Consider the following 22,184-nt stretch of genomic DNA (forward strand, 5'->3'; position numbering starts at 1 on the left):
AAACGGGAATGACTGCGCGATGATTTCCGCCCTGTTTCAGAAGAACATGATCAACGACGCGCTGGCCAAGGGCAAGAAGGCCTTTGCGGCGGCCGCTGTGTTCAGCCTGTTCAGCAATCTGCTGTTCCTCGCGCTGCCGATCTACACCAACCAGATCTATTCGCGGGTGCTCGCCAGCCATAGCGGATCGACCCTGCTCGTCCTGACCTTCGGCGCGCTGGTCGTGTTCCTGGTCTCGAGCATCCTCGACCATTATCGCACGCAGACCCTGTCCAATTTCGGCATCGCCTTCGACCGCGAACTGGCGAGCCCGACCTTCGCCGCGCTGTTCGATCTGGTCGTCCGCCGCGTCGGCGGATCGCATGCGCAGGCGCTGCGCGACCTCGACACGCTGCGTGCGGCGATCAGCGGGGCTGCCGTCAGCGTGCTGTTCGATCTGCCCTGGATGCCGATCTTTCTCGGTGTCCTGTTCGTGATCGATCCCTGGATCGGTGCCGTTACGACGATCGGCGGGCTCCTCCTGCTGCTGCTCGCCATCCTGCAGGATCGGGCGACCCACGCCGCGCTCAAGGAAGCGAGCAGCGCTGCGATCAAGAGCTATTCCTTCACCGACGCCGCTCTGCGCAACTCCGAAATCGTCCGCGCGCTCGGCATGCTGCCGATGCTCGGCAGCGCCTGGTTCACCTATCGCCAGATTTCGCAGCGGATGAACATCGTCGCCAGCGATCAGGGCAGCTTCTATCAGGCCGCGATCCGCTTCGTCCGCATGGGCATCCAGGTCGCGACGATCGCGGTCGGCGCCTATCTGGTCATCATCGGCAACATCGCCTCCGGCCTGCTGTTCGCCAACATGCTGCTCGCCTCGCGCGCGCTGGCGCCGATCGAACGCCTCGTCGCCTCCTGGAAGATGCTGTTCGAGGCATCGCAATCCTACGCCCGCCTCGACAAGGTCCTCGCCGAGTTCGAGCCGCCCGTCCTGTCGACCCAGCTGCCGACCCCCACCGGACGCATCGCCTTCGAAGGGGTCAGCTTCACCACCAAGGCGTCGCCCGCACCGATCCTGATGGGCGCCAGCTTCATCATCGTCCCGGGCGAGATGGTCGGCGTGATCGGTCCGTCGGGCGCGGGCAAATCGACCCTGCTGCGGCTGATGGTCGGCATCTGGAAACCCGGCACCGGCACTGTCCGGCTCGACGGGGCCGACGTCTATAGCTGGGAACGCAGCGATTTCGGTCGCCATGTCGCCTATCAGCCGCAGGACACCGAATTGTTCGCCGGAACCGTGCGCAACAATATCTGCCGCTTCCTGCCGAACGCACAGGACGCCGACATCGTCGCCGCCGCGCAACTGGCCGGCGCACATGACCTCATCCTGCGCCTGCCCAAGGGCTATGACACCGAACTGGGCGAGGCAGGATCGGTACTGTCGGCCGGTCAGCGCCAGCGCGTCGGCCTTGCCCGCACCCTCTACGGCGATCCCAAGGTGGTCGTGCTCGACGAGCCGAACGCCAATCTCGACGCCGACGGCGAGACGGCGCTGGCCGAGGCGCTTCACAAACTCAGGGCAAAGGGCACGACCATCGTCATGGTGTCGCACAAGCCGAGCGTCCTGTCGCAGGCCGACAAGCTGATGATGATCCGCGCCGGCCGGATCGAGAAATACGGCCCGCGCGAGGATGTGCTGCGCGCGCTGAACCCGCCGCAGGCGCCACAGGGCAAGCCGCCGAGCCCCGCTCTGGCGGAGGTCAAGCCATGAAGCTGCTCGCCGACCTGCGCCGCGCCATCGCGCGCCCCGATTCCAGCGAGACGGTTGAGGGCGAGCCGGTCGATCCGGCTGCCGCCTTCGCCGCCCGCGACGAGGAGATCGAACGCCGGCTGCGCCACCCGATGGCGAAGGGCGGCATCGCGCTTCTGCTCCTCATCATCGTCCTTCTGATCTGGGCATCGCTGTTCCGCGTCTCGGGAGCGGTGCTTGCCCAGGGCGTGATCAAGGTCGAGGACAACAGCAAGACGCTGAGCCGGCTCGAGGCCGGCGTCGTCCGCGACATTCTCGTTCGCGAAGGAGAGAAGGTCGCGCAGGGCCAGCTTCTGATCCGCTTCGACGACACCCAGTCCGAAGCCGCCGTCGACATCTTCCAAAGCGCGGTCGACAGCGCCCGTGCGCAAATCGCCCGCTTCCAGGCCGAGGCGGCCAACGCGTCCTCGGTCACCTTCCCTCAGGACCTGGTCGCGCGCGCCGCGACCGATCCGAATGTCGCCGCCCTGCTCGACGGGCAGCGGGCGTTGTTCGACACCCGGATGACCCTCTACCGCAGCCAGGCGATGGTCTTGAATTCGCAGGCGCAGCAATTGCAGACCCAGGTCACCGGACTGCAGATCCAGGCCGACGCGATCGAAGATCAGGGCAAGCTGATCCGTGAGGAATTGCAGGGCGTGCGCGAACTGGCGCGGCAGGGCTATGCCCCCAACAGCCGCCTTCTCGCGCTCGAACGCAGCACCGTGCAGGTGCGCGGGCAGAAGGGATCGGCGATGTCCGACATCTCCCGCGCGCGCCAGTCGATCGGCCAGGTCCGCCTGCAGATCGCCCAGCTCGAAGACAAGCACCAGACCGAGGTCGCCGATGGCATCCGCGCCGCGCAGGAGAAGCTGGCAGAGGCCGACCCGAAGCTGCGCTCGGCGAAGATGATGCTGCAGCAGACGGAGATTCGCGCGCCGGTCGCCGGCTATGTCTTCAACCTGACCCAGTTCACCAAGGGCGGCATTGCGGGTGCGGGACAGGTGCTGCTGCAGATCGTGCCGTCCAACACCAAGCTGGTGGTCGCCGCCGAGGTCTCGCCGCGCGACGTGTCCGACGTACGTCGCGACATGCCCGCGCGCGTGACGCTGGTCGGCTTCAATCCGCGCCTCGTCTCTCCGGTCGACGGCAAGGTGACGTTGGTATCGGCCGACGCCCGCGTCAACGACAAGACCGGACAGAGCCACTTCCTGGTCGAGATCACCGTGCCCGCCGAGCAGATCGCGAAGGCCGGACCGAATGTCCGCCTCGTCCCCGGCATGCAGGCGAGCGTCGCGATCGTGACGGGTGAGCGGACGATCATCGACTATCTGCTCGAACCCTTCACCGACTCCATGCGCACGGCCCTCCGCGAACGCTGAGATGACCCGCAAGGTCGATTTCCTCGTCGCGGGGGTCCAGAAGGGCGGCACCAGCGCGCTGTTCGAATATCTGTGCGAGGTGCCGGGCCTGCATCTGCCCGACGTCAAGGAAGCGCATTTCTTCGACGACGAAGAGCAGGACTGGTGCCGGCCCGACACCGATTCCTACCATGCTCTCTTTCCCGACCGGCCCGGCCTGTGGGGCGAGGCGACGCCGATCTATCTCTATTGGCCGAACGCGATCGAGCGGATCGCCCGCTATAATCCGGCGATGCGGATGATCCTGATCTTCCGCAATCCCGTCGAACGCGCCTGGTCACACTGGAAGATGGAATATGCCAAGCGCAAGGAGCGCGAGCCCTTCGCATGGTGCATCCGCGAAGGCCGCGCGCGCCTGACGCCCGGCGATCCGCAGGCGCCCGGCCATCACCGCGTGTTCAGCTATGTCGAGCGAGGCCTTTACGGCGCGCAGGTCGAACGGCTGCTGCGGAGCTTTCCCCGCGCGCAATGCCTGTTCCTGCGATCCGAGGATCTCCGCAGCGATCCTGCCGCCACGATCGCGTCGGTCTGCAGCTTCCTCGGGGTCGATGCACCGGCGTGCGTGCTGCCCCGCAGCGTGCACGAGGCGCGCGACGATGTCGATTATCCGTCGCGGCTGACGGCGGACGACCGGGCCCTGCTGGCCGAACTCTACCGCACAGACCTCCGGCGATTCGAACGGCTTACCGGGCTCGGCACAAGCGCCTGGCATCGCTGAGGACATAGGTCCGGCCGCGCAGGACCTGCCCTGGTTCAGAAATAATCGCGGAAAACCGCGCCTGCTGCTTCCCGACAGGCGCTCGTTTCGTCGCTGTGATCGCCTTTCTACGAAAATCGGCGCCTTTCCCGACCGCAAGCATTGCAGACCGCATAGAAAATAGCGGCTCGTCGCATGAAGAAAGCCATGCTGCGCTGCGCTTTTGTCTGTTGCGCGGTTGAGAAAGCTTGGCTAAGCAACGTGCTGGGCTTGCTCGTCGAACCATGCCGTGGGGGATCGGTTCGCGGGCGGCAAGGGGCGCCTCCCGCTCGTGAATACGGGAGGTTGCGCGCTGCTTGCCCGGGTAAGGTTCAACTGGAGGTTCTAATGGCTAATTTCACTTTCGAAACAATGACGTCGACCGACGCCGCCAATTTCACGACCGGCGACGTCCTCACCTTCTCGAGCAGCACGCTCACCCCGGCTGATGTCGTCGTCGCGAACAGCGGCAACGCTTTCGACATCACCACGCTGACCGCCGGCGGCAAGTCGCTCTCCTTCCCGGGCTCGGCTCTTTCGGGCGCGAACATTCAGTTTGTCAGCTCGTTCATCGCCGGCAGCGGCGCGACCCTTGCGGTCGGCACCAACGGCAGCGACGAAGCCGGTGTCGATACCGACAGCGACGGTTCTTACGTCTATGGCTTTGGTGGTGACGATGACCTCGTTTCTGACGGATCGGGCGCGAGCACCATTTCTGGCGGCGACGGCAACGACGACATCTTCCTCGGTGGCGGCGGCTCGGTCGACGGCGGCGCCGGCAACGACGTTATCACCCTGGGCGGCTCGAGCACTGACGAGGACTCGGTCGTCGTTACGGGCGGCGCTGGTAATGACAGCATCACTCTGGCTGGTAATGCCGCAGCAACCGTCACGGGCGGTGCTGGTGTCGACTCGGTGACCGTCACGGGCGACGGCCTGCTGAACATCTCGCTGGGCGACGGTAACGACACCCTCACCTCGACCGGCGCCGATGGTGCTATGATCGTCGAAGGCGGTGCGGGCTCCGACACGCTCAATGGCGGAACCAGCAATGACCGTCTTTATGGTCAGAGTGCTGCTGGCGGCGACGATCTTAATGATCTGATTAACGGCAACGGCGGCTCCGATTATATTCAGGGCAACGCCGGCGCTGACACGCTCAACGGCGGCGACGGCTCGGATCGCATCTTTGGTGGCGCCGATAACGACGCGATCACCGGTGGCATCGGCAACGACACCGTCAACGGCAACAAGGGCGCCGACAACATCAGCGGCGACGATGGCAATGACTCGCTGCGTGGCGGTGCCGACAACGACACCATCTTGGGCGGTATCGGCAACGACGTGATCCTCGGCGATGCCGGCGATGACTCGATCACCGGTGGCGCAGGCGCCGATATCCTGACCGGTGGCGCTGGTAACGACGTGTTCGTGTTCCGCACGACCGACGCTAACCGTCTGATCGACGGCGATGACACCTTCACCGATCGCATCACCGACTTCGCAACCGGCGACAAGATCGACCTGGGCTACGAAGTGACCGAAGTCAGCGCTGCTCCGGGCCTGATCTTCACCACCGTGACGGCGGCGTTCAACTATGCTGCGGATGCCGATATCACCAACGGTGAGGTTCTCGCTCTGACCGTCGGCACCGACACCTATCTGTTCTACGATGCAGCTGGGACCGGCGGTGCCGCTTCGTCGGTCATCGCCCTCACCGGCGTGACGACGCTCACCGATGCGAGCTTCGTCGAACCCGCCTGATCCGTCAGGATGGATCGAAGGATCGGGGCGGCCGAAAGGCCGCCCCTTTTCTTTTGTGTCGCTGATATCGCAGCTTCCCGACGGACATTCCAAGCCTCCCGACCTCGATCTGCCATTTCCGGATGACGGTCCGAGACGATCGACATCGATCAGCTCAGACCAGCGCCGCCGCCAAGGGCCTCGTCTGCTGGCCACCTTAGCTCGGGCTCTCCGTCTCGACCTGTCGCGCCACCGACCGATTCGGCACGCCCCCGCTTCCCGACGCCACCCGGTTCGAAGCTGAAAAGCGCACTCCCGACACTTCCGGAACCCACCGCAGAGAACGGGGCACAACAGCCTCCACTTCGCCGGGAAGAGAGCAGGAGATGGCCTGTCCCGTCGATCTTGCCAGCCGGCAGTTACGGACCCAAAACCACTAGAGCGAAATCCGTTCCGATTGCATCGGACAGATCGCTCTAGATTATTGTTTTACCGCGTTTTCCGAGTCACCAGATGATTCCATCTGGTTCGAAAACGCTCTAGGCGCTTTCGGTTCTCATGATATAAGCGGCCGACAGGGCGCTGCTGCCTTCTCAACGCCGCTCGCGGCCGGGGCCAACTGGAGTTAATGATGGCGAATTATACGTTCGAAACGATGACCTCGGCCGATGCCGCGATTTTCACGTCGGCTGACACGCTCAGATTCTCGAGCAGCACGCTGACCCCGGCCGATGTCGTCGTCGCGAACAGCGGCAACGCTTTCGACATCACCACGCTGACCGCAGGCGGCAAGTCGCTCTCCTTCCCGGGTGCGGCCCTGTCGGACGCGAATATCCAGTTCGCCAGCTCGTTCATCGCCGGCAGCGGCGCGACCCTGGTGGTTGGCACCAATGGCGCCGATGAGGGGCCTGGCCAGCTTGAACTGGGCACGAGCAACGACGGCTCGTACATTTATGGCTTCGCGGGAAATGACACGATTTTGTCGACGGGGAGCGGCGCATCGACCATTTCGGGCGGTGACGGCAGCGACAACATCACGCTCAACGGCAGCGGCTCGATCGACGGAGGAGCCGGCAACGACGTCATCACTCTGGGCGGCGCGACCACCGAGGACGATTCGGTCGTCGTCACGGGCGGCGCCGGTAACGATACCGTTACTCTGAACGGCGAAGCGGCTGTCACGATCACCGCTGGCGCGGGCGACGATAATGTCCAGCTCAGCAACGATGGCGGCCTGCTGAACGTCAGCCTGGGCGACGGCAACGACCTGTTCGAATCGAACGGCAGCGCTGCGACGTCGATCGTCGAAGGCGGCGCTGGCGCCGACTCCATCGAGGGCGGCGACAGCAACGACCGCCTCTATGGCCAGAGCGCTGCTGGCGGCGCGGATGGCAACGACATCATCTCGGGCGGCAATGGTTCGGATTATCTGCAGGGCAATGCCGGCGCCGATACGCTCGATGGCGGCCGTGGCTCGGACCGCATCTTCGGTGGTGCCGACAACGACTTCATTCGTGGCAATGACGGCAACGACACCGTCAACGGCAACAAGGGTGCCGACAAGATCGACGGCGGCGACGGCAATGATTCGCTGCGCGGCGGCGCAGATGACGACATCATTTACGGTGGCTTTGACGGCAATAACGCCAATATCATCGGCAGCGGCAACGACGTCATCCTCGGCGATGCCGGCAACGACACGCTCATCGGCGGTGCAGGCAATGACACGATCGACATCCTGACCGGTGGGGCCGGCAACGACGTCTTCGTGTTCGGCAGCACCGACGCAGCCATCGCCACCATCGGCAGCGACACGCTCACCGATCGCATCACCGACTTCTCGGCCGGCGACCTGATCGACATTGGCCATGAAGTCACGGATGTCACTTCGGCTCCGGGATTGATCTTCACCACTATCGAAGCCGCGTTCAACTATGCGAACGATGCTGAGGTCGAAGAAGGCGAGGTTCTGGCCCTCACCGTCGGTACCGACACCTATCTGTTCTACAATTCGGGGAACGATCAGGGCTCGGTAGACTCGGCGATTGCCCTCAACGGTGTGACTACGATCACCACGGCGAGCTTCGTTGACGCGGACTTCTTCGATGTACCGCGCGCCTTCGGCTTCGGCATCTGATCCGTTGGAACAGAGAAAGGGATCGGGGCGGCCGAAAGGTCGCCCCTTTTCTTTTGCAAGCCGACTTCGCCTCATTCCGATCAGGCGCCCGCCCACCGGGCGGCATCCATCGACCCGCCAGCACGTTCCGGCGAAAATCTCGCTTCATTCCAGACCCTTGTTGGCCGCTTCGGCGTTTCAGGCAGCGGATCGCCATCCCGGTGATGCGCGCCCGATGATCCCGCCACGTCCAACTGGAGTTTCCCATGGCCAATTATGTGTTCGAGACGATGACCTCGGCCGAAGCCGCCAATCTGATGGCCGGCGACACGCTGACCTTCTCCGCGACCGCGATCACCCCGGCCGACGTCACCGTCACCAACAGCGGCAACGCGTTCGACATCACCACGGTGACCGCCGACGGCAAGACCCTCTCCTTCCCCGGCCCCGCGCTTTCGGGCAGCAGCATCCAGTTCGTCAGCTCGTTCATCGCCGGTAGCGGTGCGACGCTGGAAATCGGTTCCAACGCGTCCGACAACCCGACCCTCAACACCAGCGACGACGGCTCCTATCTTTACGGCTTTGCCGGTAACGACACGATCGAATCGATCGGCACCGGCGCGGCGACCCTGTCGGGCGGCGACGGGAATGACGACATTACCGCCTTCGGTGGCGGCTCGATCGATGGCGGTGCAGGCGATGACAGCATCACCTCCACGGCAACAGAAGACCTGGTCATTGCCGGCGGGGTCGGGAATGACGAAATTCTGCTGAACGGCGGCGGCGCGGTCACCGTCAGCGGCGGGACCGGCGACGACAGCGTGACCGTCGATGCAGACGGCACCGGCCTGTTCAACATCTCCCTCGACGACGGCAACGACGTCTTCAATGCCAATGGCTCCGACACGACTGTCATCGTCAACGGCGGCAGCGGCGCGGACACGCTGTCCGGCGGCGACGGCAATGACCGTCTGTACGGACAGAGCGCTGCGGGCGGCATCGACGGCAATGACAGCCTCAGCGGTGGCGACGGCTCCGACTATCTGCAGGGCAATGCCGGCGCGGATTCGCTGGTCGGCGGCGACGGCAGCGACCGGATCTTCGGCGGCGCCGACAATGACGCCATTTCCGGAGGCGACGGCAACGACACCGTCAACGGCAATAAGGGCGAGGACGAGATCTCCGGCGGCGCCGGCAATGATTCGCTGCGCGGCGGCGCCGATGGCGACATCCTCAACGGGGATGCCGGCAACGACATCATCCAGGGCGATGCGGGCAACGACACCATCATCGGTGGCGACGGCGTCGACATCCTCAGCGGCGGCGATGGCAATGACCTGTTCGCCTTCATCGGCACGCAGGCGCAGAGCCTGGAGGTCGGCGACGTGACCTTCACCGACCGGATCACCGACTTCGGCACCGGCGACAGGATCGACCTCGCCTTCGCGGTCGTCGACGTCGCATCAGCGCCAGGCATCCAGTTCACCACGATCGCGGCCGCCTTCGACTATGCCGCGACCGCCACGGTCGACGATAATGAGGTCCTGGCGCTCACCGTCGGAACAGACACCTATTTGTTCTACCGGGCAGGTGGCCAGGACGGCGCGGTCGATTCGGTGATCACCCTCAACGGCGTCACGACACTGACGGCGGACAGCTTCGTCGACACGGGCATCTTCGAAGGCTGAGCCTCCACAGCCTATCGGATTCGGGAGGGCGGTCGAAAGGCCGCCCTTTTCTTGCTCTCGTACCGGCCGCTCGCGCTCAGCGAGCCACGCTCGCAACCTCGGCGAGGTCGGCGGAAACCCGCCCCTCGGCGATATCGTCGATCAGGCGCAGCCAGCCGGGAACGCCGACGCTCTCCCGATCGAAACGCGCCAGCGCCGTGGCACGGGCGGCCTTGCGCATATCGGCAAAGGCCTCGGGCTCGCGCACCGCCCGGACCATGGCGGCGCTGAGCGCGCCCACGTCGAAGAAATCGTTGAGGACGCCCTCGACACCATTATCGATCGCATCGCGCACCGGTGCGGTATCCGACCCCAGCACCAGGCATTCGCACGCCATCGCCTCGACCAGCGACCAGGAGAGGGCGAAGGGATAGGTATAATAGACATGCGCCGCACCGACCGAGAGGATGTCGATCATCGCCTTGTGATCGACCCGGCCGACGAAGTGCAGATGCCCCTCGGGAATGCCGCTCCCCACTTCCTCCAGCATAGCATGGCGCCAGTGCTTGCCGTCGGCGCGCGCGCCGCCATAGCCGTTCCCGTCGGCGCCGATCGCGAGGACATGGGCCTCGGGCACCTGCCGGAAGAAATCGGGCAGCGCGCGCATGAAGATGTGAAAGCCGCGCAGCCGCTCGAAATTGCGGTTGATGAAGGTGATCACCGGCGCGCCCGGGCGAAGCTCCTGCCGATCGCGCAGGCGAACGACTGCCCTGGGATTGTGGCGAGCAGCCGACAGGTCGACGCCCTCGTGCAGCACGCGGTGGATCGGCCGGAAGATCTCGGGATAGGTCGATGCCTGGAACTGGGTCGGGGAGACGATCAGGTCGGCGGTCGTCATCGCCAGCACCTGGGTTGCGTTCTTGGCGTGGGTCCGCAGCATCTGCGGCAGGTCGGGCGCCTCGAACTCGCTGTCGAAATTGATGTCGGCGCCGTGGGTCCGGTAGAACAGCTCGCCGAACAGGACGATCCTGGCGTCGGGAAATATCTCGCGCAGATAGATCGTCTCGCCCCAGCCGGGATGGCCGATGATGACATCGGGGCGAAAGCCGCTCGCCGCCAGCTGCGACGCCGCCTGCGCCGCCGCCGTGCCGCGGATCAGATCCGCCTCGGCGCGCACGGCGATCGGCAATATGCCCTGGGTCGTCCCGCGCTTGTTCGTCCAGCGGACCAGCCGCACGCCGGGCCGTTCGGTGGCGCTGGTGCTCCCAAGCGCCACCACCTCGTCGCCCCGCGCCACCAGCGCATCGGCAATGGCCGGAAACTGGCCGGGAAAATTCTGGTGGACGATCAATATGCGCATCGGCTTGGGCTATCCCGATATTCAGGCGTCGGCGGCACATGCCGCCCAATGAGGCGACCGGATAGCCGAAAGGCGGTCACAGCGTCACGGAGAAACGCTCCGAGACGAGCGCTTTACCGTTGCGCACGACCTCATAGCGTGCCTCGTACCGCCCGGACTGCCAGCCGGTCGCAGGGCGTTTACGGCCGGTGAAGATCAACCATTCCGCCTTGTCACCTTCCAACGGCTTGGCGCGGTTGTCGGCCAGCACGCTGCCGTCGGGGCCGGTCACGATCAGCCGCTGCACATCGCCCGCCTTGAGACCCATCGCCTGGACGAAGGCGACCAGCGCGGGTGCGCTCTTGTCGGGGGCGGGCCGCTGCGCCTCGCCATGCTCGCGCGCAGAGGCGATCGTCACCGGGCCGGTCGCGAAGCCGGTCAGCAGCACCTCGCCCGGCCGATAGGCGCCGGTCAGCCCGCTACCGGCTGACCAGAGCGAGCGTCCACCGCCGCATTGCCCGGCCGTCGCGCCATAAGCGAAGGGATCGACCACCTTGCCGTCCTTGCGCACCGTCATGTGGAGGTGCGGATATTCGGTGTTGCCCGACAGGCCGACCAGACCGATCCGCTCCCCTGCCTTTACCTGCTGGCCGGGCCGAACGGCGATACTGCCCTTGGCCATGTGGCAATATTGGGTTTCGAGCCCGCCGGCATGTTCGATGACGAGACCGTTGCCGCACATCGCCTGCGCCACCGCCTCGCTCTGCCCGGCCTCCTTCACCGAGACGTCGGGAACCCCGTCGCGCACGCGCAACACCTTGCCATCGGCTGCTGCCAGCACCGCGACGCCGCGCCGCTGCTGATCCATGCTGTGCAGCCGGAAATCGGTGCCATTATGCCCATCATAGGTGCGGCTGCCGCAGCGAAAGTCGCTGGCGGCGGGGCTTGGGTCGAGATCGGTATAGTTCTGGATCGCGCAATCCTTGCCCAGCGTGCAGGCGATTGGCTTGCCGAGCTGCGGCATGTCGGCCCCGGCACCGAGCAGAACCGGTGCGGCGAGCGTCATCAGGGGCCAGGGCTTCATCGATCGTCCTTCCTGAGAAGCTGTGCGACAGTAAGCGTTCTGCCTTGTCGCGCCTTACCCCGCATGAACGAAAAGGCCGTTCGCGCTATCCCCTGGTCAGCGCCGATAGGCTTCGAGCCGTGCCGCAAGCGAGGCAGCCCCCTTCGCCACCACCCGGTTCGACCAGAGCCAGTCGTGCAGCGCCCTCGCCCGTTCCGCCGCGCCGGCGCGATCGTCGAGAATGGCTGACAGCGCGCCCTGCCAGTCGTCGTCACCGACCAGCACGATATGGCGGGCCAGTGCGACATCGGCGCGATAGGCGGGGCCGTCCGACACCAGCGGCAGCATCCCCAGCGCAGCATAATCGAGCGCCTTGATGTCCGACTTGCAACGGTTGAACGCATTGTCGACCAGCGGCGCCAGCCCGAGATCGAACGGTCCCTGCTCGCGCAGCCAGCGAACGAAGCGCGGATAGCTGACCGCCTCGGCCGGCGGCGACAGCCGGAGGAGCCAGGGCGCGGGTTCGACATCGGGCGCGACGCCGATCAGGGTCACGTCGAACGCGTCCCCGCGCTCGGCGAACAGGCGGTCGAGCGCCGGCCTGACCAGCGCGAAATCCGCCCCATGGGTGTGGGTGCCCATATAGAGCATATGCACCTTCGGCCCGGCGAACGACATCGGGCGCGGCTTGCGCCAGTCGCGCCAGAGACGCGGGTCGATCGCATTGGGCGCGATCACCGATCGCGGCGCCAGCGCGGCATAGGCCTCGGCGAGCTCGGGGGTCGAGAACCAGGTCTCCGCCGCCGCCGCAACCAGCCGGTCGAGCGCCACATTATAGGGCCGGTAGAGATCATGCTCGGGATGATCGGGGCCGATCAGCCGGAAGGCGTCGTCGACATCGACCACCAGCGCCGCGCCCATGGCTCCCAGCTGACGCACCAGCGCGTCGACCGCCTCGACGGTGGGCAGCGCGGTGCGCTGGACGATGCAGACATCGCAATCGGGCAGCGGGTCGTCGGGCGATCCAAGGGTCAGGCGCAGCCGCCCGGCAATGCTTTCGTCGGTCAGCGGCGCCACGAGGCGGATGAAGGCCGAGCTTTGCGGCCCGATCGGGCTGTTGCGGGCGACGATATGGACCGCCAGCCGATCGTCCTTCGGCTGCGCCTCCACAGCGAAGGGCGCTGGCAGGCCCAGGATGGCGAAGGCGTCGGCGATGAAAGTCCGCGCCCGCGCGTCGAAGCTGTGACGCGCATGAACCTCGGTCGCCGCTGCCGCCAGCGCCGCCTCGTCGCGCGGCGCCGACAGCATCTCGTCGATCGCCGTCCGGCACTCAGCTGCGCTACCGACCTGGCGCACCGCATCGCCGAACACCGAGGCCATCGACGGCACCGCGTCGGACACCGCCCTGCCCCCGGCGGCGACCACGTCGAACAGCCGGTTCGACAACAGGCCGAAGGCGCGCATCGACTCCCAATGGTCGTTGAGGACGACCCCGGCCCCGGCATAGAGCCGGCCCAGGTCGCGATTGTCGACATTGGCGGCGCGGACGAGATCGTCCGGCACTCGCCCGGCCCAGCCGTCGCCATAGATCGCTGGCGGATGCCCCGCCTCGATCGCCCAGCCGACGATCGCCCGGTCGACGCCGCGCGAATTGCCGACGAACAGCACATCGGGCGCCTCGGGTCGCTCCTCCAGCGGATGAAAGCGCTCCGGATCGGTCGCCTGCAGCATCGGGATGACCGGCGGTCGGACGATCGGCGCCAGCAGCGCGGCGGTCGAGGCCGAGGCGGCATAGACGCGGCTGTAGCGGTCATATTCGTCGAAGCCGACCTGATCGGGATGGCTGATGTTCCACAGGAACGCCATCTGGCCGGGGCGCGGCTCATAGGGGATCAGGCCACGCAGCACGATCACCAGATCCTCGCTGGCGATCGAATGGCCGTGCCACCGGCCGCGAAAGTCGATCCGCACGCCATGGCCCAGACGCTCGATCGCCGCAGCCAGGCTTTCGGCGAAGTGGAAGTCGCCCCAGGCGGCCTTCTCCTCCTCGGGCGCGGCGATTTTGATCGCCACGTTCAGGCGCAGCGCCGCCGCCAGCTCATGCGCGTCGGCGCCGGTCGGCAGGCCGAGCCGGTTCTTCGTCCGCACCAGCGCCTGGAAGGCGGCGGGCTGGCTGACGGTGATCCGCCCGGTATCGCTGCGCGCATCATGATATTCGCAGCCTACGAAGGGCGCATAGCCGACCATGCGTCCCTTGGCGTAGCGCAGGATCAGATCCCAATCGACCATGCGCCGCAAATTGGTATCGAACGGGCCATGGCTGTCGACCAGCGCGCGGCGGTGGCAGAAGGCGTTGAGGTCGACATAATTTTCGGCGAGGCAGGCGTCCCAGTCGAAATCGTCGCCCCGATAGCCGGTCAGTTGGTTGATCTCGTCGCGCAGGGCGATGCCCGAATAGGCGGTATCGAGCCCTTCGGCCGTCATGAACAACGTCATCACGTCGAGGAACCAGCTCTTCCAGCTGTTGTCGCTGTCGAGATAGGCGACGATCTCGCCTTTCGCTTCGGCCAGACCCAGATTGCGCGCCGCGCTGACCCCGCCATGGGCGCCCCGAATCAGTCGGACGCGCGGGTCGCTGGTGAAGGCGGCGGCGATCTCGGCGGTGCCGTCGGTCGAGCCATCATCGACCACGAGCAGCTCGAAATGGCCATGGCTCTGCGCCAGCACCGAGCGGATCGCCGCCGCGATTCGGTCCGCCCGATTCCAGGCCGGCATGACCACGCTGACCAGCGTCGCATCGGCCCGCTCGCGCACGTCTTGGGGCAGGTCTGCGATCGACCGCAGGAAGGCTTCCTCGCGGACGATGTCGAAATGGCGGTAGAAGCGGCGCGGGCGTTCGTCGCTGGTCTCGTAGCTCGGCCGGCTGACCGGGATCGCCACCCGCCCCTCCGCAGCGCCCGTTTCGAGGAAATGGCGCAGCGGATCGCCCTGCACATCGCCATAGCTGCGGCGATAATATTGGCCGTCGAACAGCGGCCCGGTCGACCGCCCCTCGGCGGCGCCATGGTGGATATAATGGTGCAGCGGCAGCATACCGGCGGCGTGCACGTCGGCATGGATGCTGTTGTACCAGCTCGACGAGAAATAGAGATTGGGGTCGAGCGCATCGGCCTCGCGGCCATGGCGGATATAGTCGATCAGAGGGTTATGGCGGGCGATCAGCGCGGCCAGCGCCTCGTCGACCGGCCCGGTCGACAGGCCGGCGGCGTCGACCAGCGTCTGGATCACCGGTTCGTGCGAGGGGGTGCCTGGCGCCTGGACGATCTCGATCACGCCATCCTCGACCAGTCCGATCCGACCGCCCAGCCCGATCGGGGCAAGGCCGAACAGCCGCTCGACCGCATGGCCCAGGGCGCCGTCGCGATCCTGGTTGGGCGAGGCGTCGCGGAAGTCGGCGAGCGTCGCGACCTTCTCGAGCAGCGACAGGCGCCCCCAGAAGAAGGTGCCGGCGAAAAAGCCCCAGTCGGCCGGCGGATAGGACGGTGCAGTCAGGCGCGGGGCGAGGTCGGACAGCAGCTCCGCATTGCGAAACATATGGCTGGCGACCGACTTGTAGAGCCGGCGAGGCCCCAGCAGCGACAGGCCCGGATCGGCGGCGAAGGCCTCGCGGATGCGGCCTACCAGGTCGCGGTCGGCGATCATCCCGTCATAAGCGAGCTGGCGCCATTCGGGCGCATAGCCCGACCCGCCCTTCTTGCTGTGCAGCTTGCCGACCAGTTCATAGCCCTCGGCGCGCAGCTGCGGCAGCAGCTCGAACAACGGGCCGATGTCCCAGCCGCGATTGGCCACCTCGACGATGCGGGCAGGCCGGGAGAGCCGGTCGAGCGCTGCCTGCACCTGGTCGGTCAGCGCGACGCTGTGCGTCACGAACAGGTCGACGTCCCCAGCGAGCGGCGCGACGCGGTCGATCAGTTCGAGCGCGACGTCGGGGTAGAAGAGGTGGAGGACGATCGCGCACTTCATGCCGACACCCCCGCCGCCGCCAGCCGCCGCGCCATCTGCCGCGCGTAGAAGGCGGTATCGAACAGCGGATTGGGCTTGTGCCCCTGCGGCGCGCCGATCGTCAGATAATGTTCGATCGGATCGATCCCGGCCTCCGCCGCGTCGGCATAGGTAGCGAGATACCAGCCCTCATCGAACAGCCCGCTCTCGCGGATCAGCGCCACCGAATCGGCGAGCGCAGGATCGGGCGCGGGCAAGGACGGGCGGGGCACGACCGGAGCGGGAGCAGCCCCGTCCGAAGCCGTTTCCGGCTCGCTTCCGCCTCCGACGCGGCGATGGCGCAGCTCGTCATGGATGATGTCGTCGACCAGCCAGGGCATGGCGTCGAGTTGCGCATAAGCCTGGTCGAGCCGGGCGCGTGCCGCGTCGCTATCGTCGTCTGCCAGGGCGGCAATGGCGTCGCGCACTGCCGCGACGATGGGACCGAGGGGTGCCGCCAATTCCTCCGCGCCGCCGACATGGTGCCGCAGGGCCGGATCGAGGAAGGCGTCGATCGCCGCCGCTTCCTCGCCCTCGGGCATGGTTGCGCCCGTCAGCGGCAGCAGCCTCGAGGCGGTCCCGCGCCAGTCGGCCAGCATCGAATCATAGTCGACGACCGCGCGCATCAGCCCGCGGGTCGCCCGCTCGGCTTCGATCATGTGGCGCAACCAGAGCAGCTGGGCGAAAGCCGGCGTGGTGCCGTCGCGCCGGGCAACCGAGCGCGCTACCGCGGCCGGATCGCGCAGCATCAGCACCGCACGGCTCGCCACGCCATGTTCGGCCAATGTCTCGACCACGGTCGGCACGAAGCGGCACTGGCGCGGATCCTTGACCGCCATCAGCGCGGCATCACCGAAGGCCGCCACCATCGCCTCCCACAGCCGGTCCTTGCGCGAGCGGAGTGCCGAGGGTTCGAGCCGCGACAGATCGAGCGGACGGACGTCGAACCAGCTCGACCGCGCGACGCGGAGCAACTGATCGCCGGCCTTGACCACCGCCGCCGATTCCCAATAGCCGCGCGCATTGTCTGCATGCGCCTCGATCGCATCGGCGGGCAAAGCAGCCCCCAGATGGCCGATCAGGCGGGTCAGGGCCGAGGTGCCGCTGCGGTGCATGCCCAGGATCAAAATGGCTATGCGGGCTTGGCGGGTGTCGGCGCCCAATCTCGTCTCCCTGATCATCGGTCGGAACGACTAGCCGCTGGCGGCGTGAAATGACAGAGGCAGCGCGCGCCTGCGGTTACGCGCTGGCCCTCGCGGATGGATGGCGATAGGCAGACGCGATGCAGGATCCCACGCGGTTCGAACCGGCCACCGACGAGAATTTCGTCGAAGAGCTTTATCTCGCGGCCAATGCCGACGTCGCCCGCCACGTCGCGGCGGGGGGCGATGCGTGGAAGCATTTCGAGCGGCATGGCCGACGCGAAGGGCGCAAGCAGCTCACCCGCGCCGCCGCCGGGCTGGCGGGCACCCGTGCCGAAGCGAAATATGCCCGCTTCGCCCCGATCCTCGATCCTTCGCGCGGCGCGGGCGGCAGCTTCCGCTTCGTCGATGCCGCCGACAGTTTCCCCATCGCCTATGGCGGGGCGAGCCACGATCTGGGTGACTATGACGACGAGTCCGCCAATCCGGGGCTCGGCCTGTTCGTCGAGGCGGTGCGCGCCGATCCGCAGGGCCTCTATCTCGACGTCGGATGCGGGCGGCGCACGCGGACCTTCGACAACTGCCTCTATCTGGAAGTCTATCCCTCGCGCAGCGCCGACATCGTGATGGAACCGGCCTGCCGCTATCCGATCGCGGACGGGTCGCTCGACGGAATCGGCTGCTTCGCTGTGATGGAGCATATGGACTCGCCCTGGGAGGCCGCCGCCGAGTTCCGGCGCATGCTCAAGCCCGGCGGGCGGGTGTTCATCGACTATCCCTTCCTGGTGCCCGTCCACGGCTATCCGTCACATTATTTCAACGCGACGCGTGAGGGCCTCGCCCGGCTGTTCGACGCCGGCTTCGAGCGGCTGCATCTCGCCACCGAGGGCAACCAGACCCCCGACCATGCGCTGCATTGGCAGTTGAGCGGGCTGCTCGAAGCGCTGGAGGACCAGCTATTGCGCGACGAGCTCCGCGCGATGAGCGTCGGCGCCCTGCTCGACCAGCCGCCGGGCGGTCCCTTCTGGAGCCGGATCCTGGCCGCGCTGCCGGAACCGGCGCGAGCCGCTTATGCAGCGGGCAATACGCTGGTCGCCCGTAAGCTCTGAGACTCAGTCGGGCCCGTCGTCGAGCAGCGCCTCGTCGCACATCAGCCGGACCCAGTCGCGCGCGGCGCTCAGCGTCTCGTCCTCTTCGAGCGCGTCGGGCGATACCGATGCGGTCGCCGGTGCGGCCTCGATCCCGGCCGCGTGGCGCATAAACACCGACATGACATGCGCCACGCCTTCTTCGGTCACGTTGCGCATGTCCTCGGCGAAATAGCGCGCTCCCGCAGGCGCCCCCATGATGATCTCATAGGAGGGAAAATAATGGACCGCGGGCAGGTCCTCGCAAAGCTCCTGTGCCGCCGCGCGGAGCGCCGACTTCGAATAGGTCGTGGCGCTCAGCACATGATTGCCGCTCGCCGTCGCGACCAGAGGGACCGGCGACACGGTCAGGATGATCCGCGCCGCCGGGTTCACCGCGCGCAGCGCTGCAACGAAGGCGGACAGATCGGCGACGATCTCCGACACCCGGAAGTTGCGGAAGCGATGCGCGGCCGGATCGAAGCGCCCGCCCGCCACGCCGGGGCAGACCGGATAGACCGCCCCGTCCTCGACCGATTCCCAAGCCTCGGTCAGGCCCAGAGTGAAGACGAACACGTCGAGCGTCTCGAACATCTCGCGTACGCAGGCGAGGTGCCAGGCGCGGTCGGCGTGCAGTTCGGCCGCGCTCGCATAGCCCTCGGGCTCCACGGTGGGCCGGAACGGATCGACGACCCGCCCGCCCCAGCCCGGCGCATCCCAGATATCCACCGACGGCATGAACCGCCCGTAAGCGCGCTCGATCAGCTGGAGCAGCTGGCGCGCCGTGTAGATATTGCCGTAGCGCGCGCTGTACAGGCCATAGCCATGGCGTTCCGCCACTGCGGGGGGGATGATCGGGTGCGCCGTCTCGCTGACGAGATAGCCGAAGCCGCTGCGCTTCAGATAGCGCGCGATGTTCTGGGCGAAGCAGCTGCCCGCCGTCGCTACCTTGTCGGTCGGATCGAGGCGCAGGAAAGGCCCCGCCACCGGGTCGATCGCCGGCCCGCGTCCAACCACGGCGCGCCGCCAATAGGCCTGTTCGGGCAGGCCGCGATAGGGATGGTCGCTCACATCGCCTCCAATGCGCGGATGATCGCCTCGCCATAGGCTTCGTTGCCATGGGTCGCGTCGCCCGCCAGTTCCGACCGGAGAAAGCCCTCCCCGTCCTGCGTCTCGGCAGGGACGGGCAGATAGCGAAGGCCGAGATCGGCGCAGTAGCCCGCGACGATGCGCGAATGGAGCCGCCACATCTTGTAGCGCAGCGGGGCCGGCGCGACACCCTGAGCAGCGATGCCGCGCTCGCGGAAATAGCCGTCGGCGAGCGCGGCGATCCGCGCGTCATCGGCCAGCGGCGGCGGCGATTCGATCTGGATCACGCCCGGCCCCATGATCCGCGCGATCTCGCGCAGGCGCGCCCGGTCGTGGTCGAGCGCGCTTTCGAGCGCGGTCTGCATCATCGCCTCGATGATCGGCTCGGCGGCGGAATCGAGCGGCGGCCCAGCCTCTGTCGAGAGCAGGAAATCGAACGGCCGGGGGTGGCGGATCAGGGCAAAGCCATTGTGGACATTGCCCCCGCTGACCGACGCCCGGATCGGATCGTGGCGCGCGATCTGATCGCGAATCGCTTCCTCCAGCGCGGGCGAGAAGCGCGCCTCCTCGCCCGCGCCGATCATCTCGGGGGCGTAGCGCTCTTCCAGCGTGTGGATCACTCTCGTGCGCGGCCGGTCGGGATCGGCCTCCCTCCGCGCCTTTGCGGCGGAGCGGATCGCAGCGACATGGCTTTGCCCGATGACGAGAATGGCCCGGCTCATGGACGGACCATCCGGCGGCAGATCTCGCCATCGCTATCGAAGGGTGTCAGCACCACCTCCACTTCCCCAGACTCGTCTACCAGTGGACGCAGCAGATCACGCGACACGACAATCGAAAAGCCGTGACGGCCATCGCCCATCCCATGCGGGATGAGGTCGGGGCGATCGTTCGAGGCGGCCGCGATGGCGAGCACCCTTCCAGCCACCCGAACTTCGATTGCCGGCTGGGCTCCAGGCCAGGCTCCGCAAAAGGCCCAGCCATCGAAGCGGAGCCTGCCTTCCTCCTCCACCACCGCATCCAGATAGCCATCGACCCTCGGCAGATCGGCAAGGTCGCAAAAACCGCCCGGAGTATCGGCCGGCCCGCTTGCTTCGCCAAGCCGAACGGGTGTCGCCAGCCGGGCATCGTGGAGCAGAGCGATCACGATCCCGAGCATGCTGATGGCATCGAACATATCGAACCGCCGATGGCGTAACCGGTCGAGCAGCGCCGCGCGATCGACCGAGGCCCAGAGCGTCAGATCGGGGCTGGCCTCGATCAGCCGCGTCAAAGCCGCTCGGATCGCAACATTGTGGTTCAGCGAATATTGCCAGTTGCCGAAGACCGGAGGCGCCCCGGCCGCCGGCCGGACCGGGTCGGCACGCGCTGCGCCCTCGCCCAGCGCGGCATCCCATGCCTGCAGCGCAAAGGGCAGCGGCAGAAGCTCGGGCGCGGTCCGCTCGATGATCCGGTAGTGGAGCACTTCGCGCGCACGCTCCTCCGGCGTCAGGCGGAAAGCCAGGTCCAGCAGCGCAGGTGCGCCCAGGGGCACGACCGGCTGCCGCTCGAACGACTTGATTGCCCGGATCGCGCCGAGCCAGTTGGGCAAGCGATTGCGAAAATAGAAGAGATCGGGAAGATCCGCCTCGACAGCGCCGGCAGCGCGCGCCTCGTCCATCTGCGCGCGCAATTCCGCCTCCAGCGCGACGCGCGCCTCGGGCAGGAGCACATCCATCGGGTCGAACGGCGCCTGCAACCGGACCATGGCGGCGGGATCGAGCGGCCCTTCGGGCAGCCGCTTCTTGGAATAGGCCTTGAGCACCTCGCCCATATGGCCGCTGATCAGCGTCTCCTGCCCAAGCGACTCGCCGAGGATAAGGTCCCAGCCGCCCACCATCGCGTCGCTCTGCCACGCCTGCGCCGCCAGCTTCGCGAAGAAGCGCTCGCGCGACCAGAAGGCGGGCTCATCGCTGCCATGCGGGGCTTCGCGGCGGTGGGGCAGGCCCAGCGCCTCGGCAATGCCACGGCCGGCGATGACATCGGGATGACCTTCATAGCCGCGCGTGAACAGCCGAAGCCGGTCTCTCAGTCCCATCGCCAGGCACAGCGCGAGCACGACCCGGCTGTCCTTGCCCCCCGTAATCGGGAGATCGACCGGCCCGTCCGCCGGAATGCCGAGCCCGATCGCCGCCTGCGCCTGCGCGATGCCGCGATCAAGGTCTTCGCTATGGTCTGCGGACCAGCCGCGCGGGCCTTGCGGAAGGAAGCCATCCAACCGGCCGCCCTCTTCTCGCGAGCCGTCGCCATCGATCGTCAGCGTCCGGCCCTGTCCGATCTGGACAACCGAGGCGAAGGCCGTAGCCGTGCCCGCACGATAGCCGATGGCGGCCAGCCATCGCTGCGCCACCGGATCGGGGCTGCGGTCGCCGAGGCAAGCGGCAGCAAGGGAGGCGCGGTTCGACAGCACCGGTTGCCCGTCGCGCCCGCGAAACAGCTGATGCAAGCCAGCTCGATCGGAGAAGGCCATCAGGCTGCCGTCGGCAAAGACCCGCGCGATCGCATATTCGCCGCCAGCATCATCGGGCAGCCGGTCGCCGGGCGTGCGAAGCAAGGCCGCCACGGCCGCCGCATCGAGCAGTTCTGCCGCACCGTCGCGCATCCGCCAGATCAGGCCATGGATGATGCAGAGACCGAGCGCGTCGTCGTGCCAGATTTGAGCATCCGGCTGATAGAAATGGGTCGCGGTCGGCCAGCAGAGCAGCCGCCACCGTCCCGTCACCGTCTCGAATGTCGAAACCCGGCGGTGCGCGTCGGCAATATGCGCATGAGCGCCGAGTTCGACGAGCATCGAGGCCGGATCGGCCGTTTGCAGGGATTCTCGCCAGAGGAGGAAGAGCGCCATCGCCCGTGCCTAGCCGCCTTTGCCTCGCAAGGGAAAGGCCGC

At 66.8% G+C, this 22,184-nt stretch carries 14 protein-coding genes; 7 read left to right on the forward strand and 7 right to left on the reverse strand.

Features of this window, described 5'->3' with window-relative positions:
- The first annotated feature begins 19 nt into the window (after positions 1 to 19).
- The 6 genes from ACNI3R_RS17315 to ACNI3R_RS17340 all read left to right on the forward strand — a co-directional run bounded on the left by ACNI3R_RS17315 (position 20) and on the right by ACNI3R_RS17340 (position 9,478).
- The gene (locus tag ACNI3R_RS17315; protein WP_426185629.1) at positions 20 to 1,756 is read left to right on the forward strand and encodes a type I secretion system permease/ATPase; all 1,737 of its coding nucleotides are present in this window, start codon (positions 20 to 22) and stop codon (positions 1,754 to 1,756) included.
- Positions 1,753 to 3,156, forward strand: coding sequence for an HlyD family type I secretion periplasmic adaptor subunit (locus tag ACNI3R_RS17320; protein WP_426185631.1), 1,404 nt, complete (start codon positions 1,753 to 1,755; stop codon positions 3,154 to 3,156). The genes ACNI3R_RS17315 and ACNI3R_RS17320 overlap by 4 nt, the downstream gene beginning before the upstream one ends.
- 1 nt (position 3,157) lies before the next feature.
- A complete protein-coding gene (locus tag ACNI3R_RS17325; protein ID WP_426185633.1) occupies positions 3,158 to 3,913 on the forward strand; it encodes a sulfotransferase domain-containing protein in 756 nt (251 codons plus the stop codon).
- Positions 3,914 to 4,087: 174 nt separating this feature from the next.
- A complete protein-coding gene (locus ACNI3R_RS17330) occupies positions 4,088 to 5,695 on the forward strand; it encodes a calcium-binding protein (RefSeq protein WP_426185635.1) in 1,608 nt (535 codons plus the stop codon).
- Between the two features lie 610 nt (positions 5,696 to 6,305).
- Positions 6,306 to 7,811, forward strand: a complete 1,506-nt coding sequence (locus tag ACNI3R_RS17335) for a calcium-binding protein (protein ID WP_426185637.1) — start codon at positions 6,306 to 6,308, stop codon at positions 7,809 to 7,811.
- Between the two features lie 245 nt (positions 7,812 to 8,056).
- Complete coding sequence (locus ACNI3R_RS17340; RefSeq protein ID WP_426185639.1) at positions 8,057 to 9,478, forward strand: calcium-binding protein; 1,422 nt, start codon at positions 8,057 to 8,059, stop codon at positions 9,476 to 9,478.
- Positions 9,479 to 9,554: 76 nt separating this feature from the next.
- Here ACNI3R_RS17340 and ACNI3R_RS17345 read toward each other — a convergent pair whose 3' ends face one another.
- The 4 genes from ACNI3R_RS17345 to ACNI3R_RS17360 form a co-directional block, all read right to left on the reverse strand.
- Positions 9,555 to 10,817, reverse strand: coding sequence for a glycosyltransferase (locus tag ACNI3R_RS17345; RefSeq protein WP_426185641.1), 1,263 nt, complete (start codon positions 10,815 to 10,817; stop codon positions 9,555 to 9,557).
- Between the two features lie 76 nt (positions 10,818 to 10,893).
- Positions 10,894 to 11,880 carry a M23 family metallopeptidase gene (locus ACNI3R_RS17350; RefSeq protein ID WP_426185643.1) on the reverse strand — a complete coding sequence of 329 codons (987 nt, stop codon included), beginning with the start codon at positions 11,878 to 11,880 and terminating at the stop codon, positions 10,894 to 10,896.
- A gap of 96 nt (positions 11,881 to 11,976) precedes the next feature.
- Complete coding sequence (locus ACNI3R_RS17355) at positions 11,977 to 15,882, reverse strand: glycosyltransferase (protein WP_426185645.1); 3,906 nt, start codon at positions 15,880 to 15,882, stop codon at positions 11,977 to 11,979.
- Positions 15,879 to 17,063, reverse strand: coding sequence for a sulfotransferase family protein (locus ACNI3R_RS17360; RefSeq protein ID WP_426185647.1), 1,185 nt, complete (start codon positions 17,061 to 17,063; stop codon positions 15,879 to 15,881). Before ACNI3R_RS17360 ends, ACNI3R_RS17355 begins: the two co-directional genes overlap by 4 nt.
- A gap of 119 nt (positions 17,064 to 17,182) precedes the next feature.
- Between ACNI3R_RS17360 and ACNI3R_RS17365 the strand changes: the two genes are divergently transcribed.
- Entirely contained in the window at positions 17,183 to 18,151 is a 969-nt protein-coding gene (locus ACNI3R_RS17365) for a methyltransferase domain-containing protein (protein ID WP_426185649.1), read from the forward strand.
- A 3-nt stretch (positions 18,152 to 18,154) separates the two neighbouring features.
- Here ACNI3R_RS17365 and ACNI3R_RS17370 read toward each other — a convergent pair whose 3' ends face one another.
- The 3 genes from ACNI3R_RS17370 to ACNI3R_RS17380 are packed head-to-tail and all read right to left on the reverse strand — an operon-like array spanning position 18,155 to position 22,142.
- Positions 18,155 to 19,240, reverse strand: coding sequence for a GSCFA domain-containing protein (locus tag ACNI3R_RS17370; protein WP_426185651.1), 1,086 nt, complete (start codon positions 19,238 to 19,240; stop codon positions 18,155 to 18,157).
- On the reverse strand, positions 19,237 to 19,980 hold the full coding sequence (locus tag ACNI3R_RS17375) for a hypothetical protein (protein ID WP_426185653.1): 744 nt from the start codon (positions 19,978 to 19,980) through the stop codon (positions 19,237 to 19,239). The genes ACNI3R_RS17370 and ACNI3R_RS17375 overlap by 4 nt, the downstream gene beginning before the upstream one ends.
- On the reverse strand, positions 19,977 to 22,142 hold the full coding sequence (locus ACNI3R_RS17380) for an asparagine synthetase B family protein (RefSeq protein WP_426185655.1): 2,166 nt from the start codon (positions 22,140 to 22,142) through the stop codon (positions 19,977 to 19,979). The genes ACNI3R_RS17375 and ACNI3R_RS17380 overlap by 4 nt, the downstream gene beginning before the upstream one ends.
- Positions 22,143 to 22,184: the final 42 nt, after the last annotated feature.

It is taken from the genome of Rhizorhabdus antheiae (assembly GCF_049889055.1).
Lineage (GTDB): Bacteria > Pseudomonadota > Alphaproteobacteria > Sphingomonadales > Sphingomonadaceae > Rhizorhabdus.

What these genes read in the sequence shown, in the direction of transcription:
- ACNI3R_RS17315 (WP_426185629.1), top strand. Translation starts at nt 20, where the DNA reads ATGATTTCCGCCCTGTTTCAGAAGAACATGATCAACGACGCGCTGGCC.
- ACNI3R_RS17320 (WP_426185631.1), top strand. Translation starts at nt 1,753, where the DNA reads ATGAAGCTGCTCGCCGACCTGCGCCGCGCCATCGCGCGCCCCGATTCC.
- ACNI3R_RS17325 (WP_426185633.1), top strand. Translation starts at nt 3,158, where the DNA reads ATGACCCGCAAGGTCGATTTCCTCGTCGCGGGGGTCCAGAAGGGCGGC.
- ACNI3R_RS17330 (WP_426185635.1), top strand. Translation starts at nt 4,088, where the DNA reads ATGAAGAAAGCCATGCTGCGCTGCGCTTTTGTCTGTTGCGCGGTTGAG.
- ACNI3R_RS17335 (WP_426185637.1), top strand. Translation starts at nt 6,306, where the DNA reads ATGGCGAATTATACGTTCGAAACGATGACCTCGGCCGATGCCGCGATT.
- ACNI3R_RS17340 (WP_426185639.1), top strand. Translation starts at nt 8,057, where the DNA reads ATGGCCAATTATGTGTTCGAGACGATGACCTCGGCCGAAGCCGCCAAT.
- ACNI3R_RS17345 (WP_426185641.1), bottom strand. Translation starts at nt 10,817, where the DNA reads ATGCGCATATTGATCGTCCACCAGAATTTTCCCGGCCAGTTTCCGGCC.
- ACNI3R_RS17350 (WP_426185643.1), bottom strand. Translation starts at nt 11,880, where the DNA reads ATGAAGCCCTGGCCCCTGATGACGCTCGCCGCACCGGTTCTGCTCGGT.
- ACNI3R_RS17355 (WP_426185645.1), bottom strand. Translation starts at nt 15,882, where the DNA reads ATGAAGTGCGCGATCGTCCTCCACCTCTTCTACCCCGACGTCGCGCTC.
- ACNI3R_RS17365 (WP_426185649.1), top strand. Translation starts at nt 17,183, where the DNA reads ATGCAGGATCCCACGCGGTTCGAACCGGCCACCGACGAGAATTTCGTC.
- ACNI3R_RS17375 (WP_426185653.1), bottom strand. Translation starts at nt 19,980, where the DNA reads ATGAGCCGGGCCATTCTCGTCATCGGGCAAAGCCATGTCGCTGCGATC.
- ACNI3R_RS17380 (WP_426185655.1), bottom strand. Translation starts at nt 22,142, where the DNA reads ATGGCGCTCTTCCTCCTCTGGCGAGAATCCCTGCAAACGGCCGATCCG.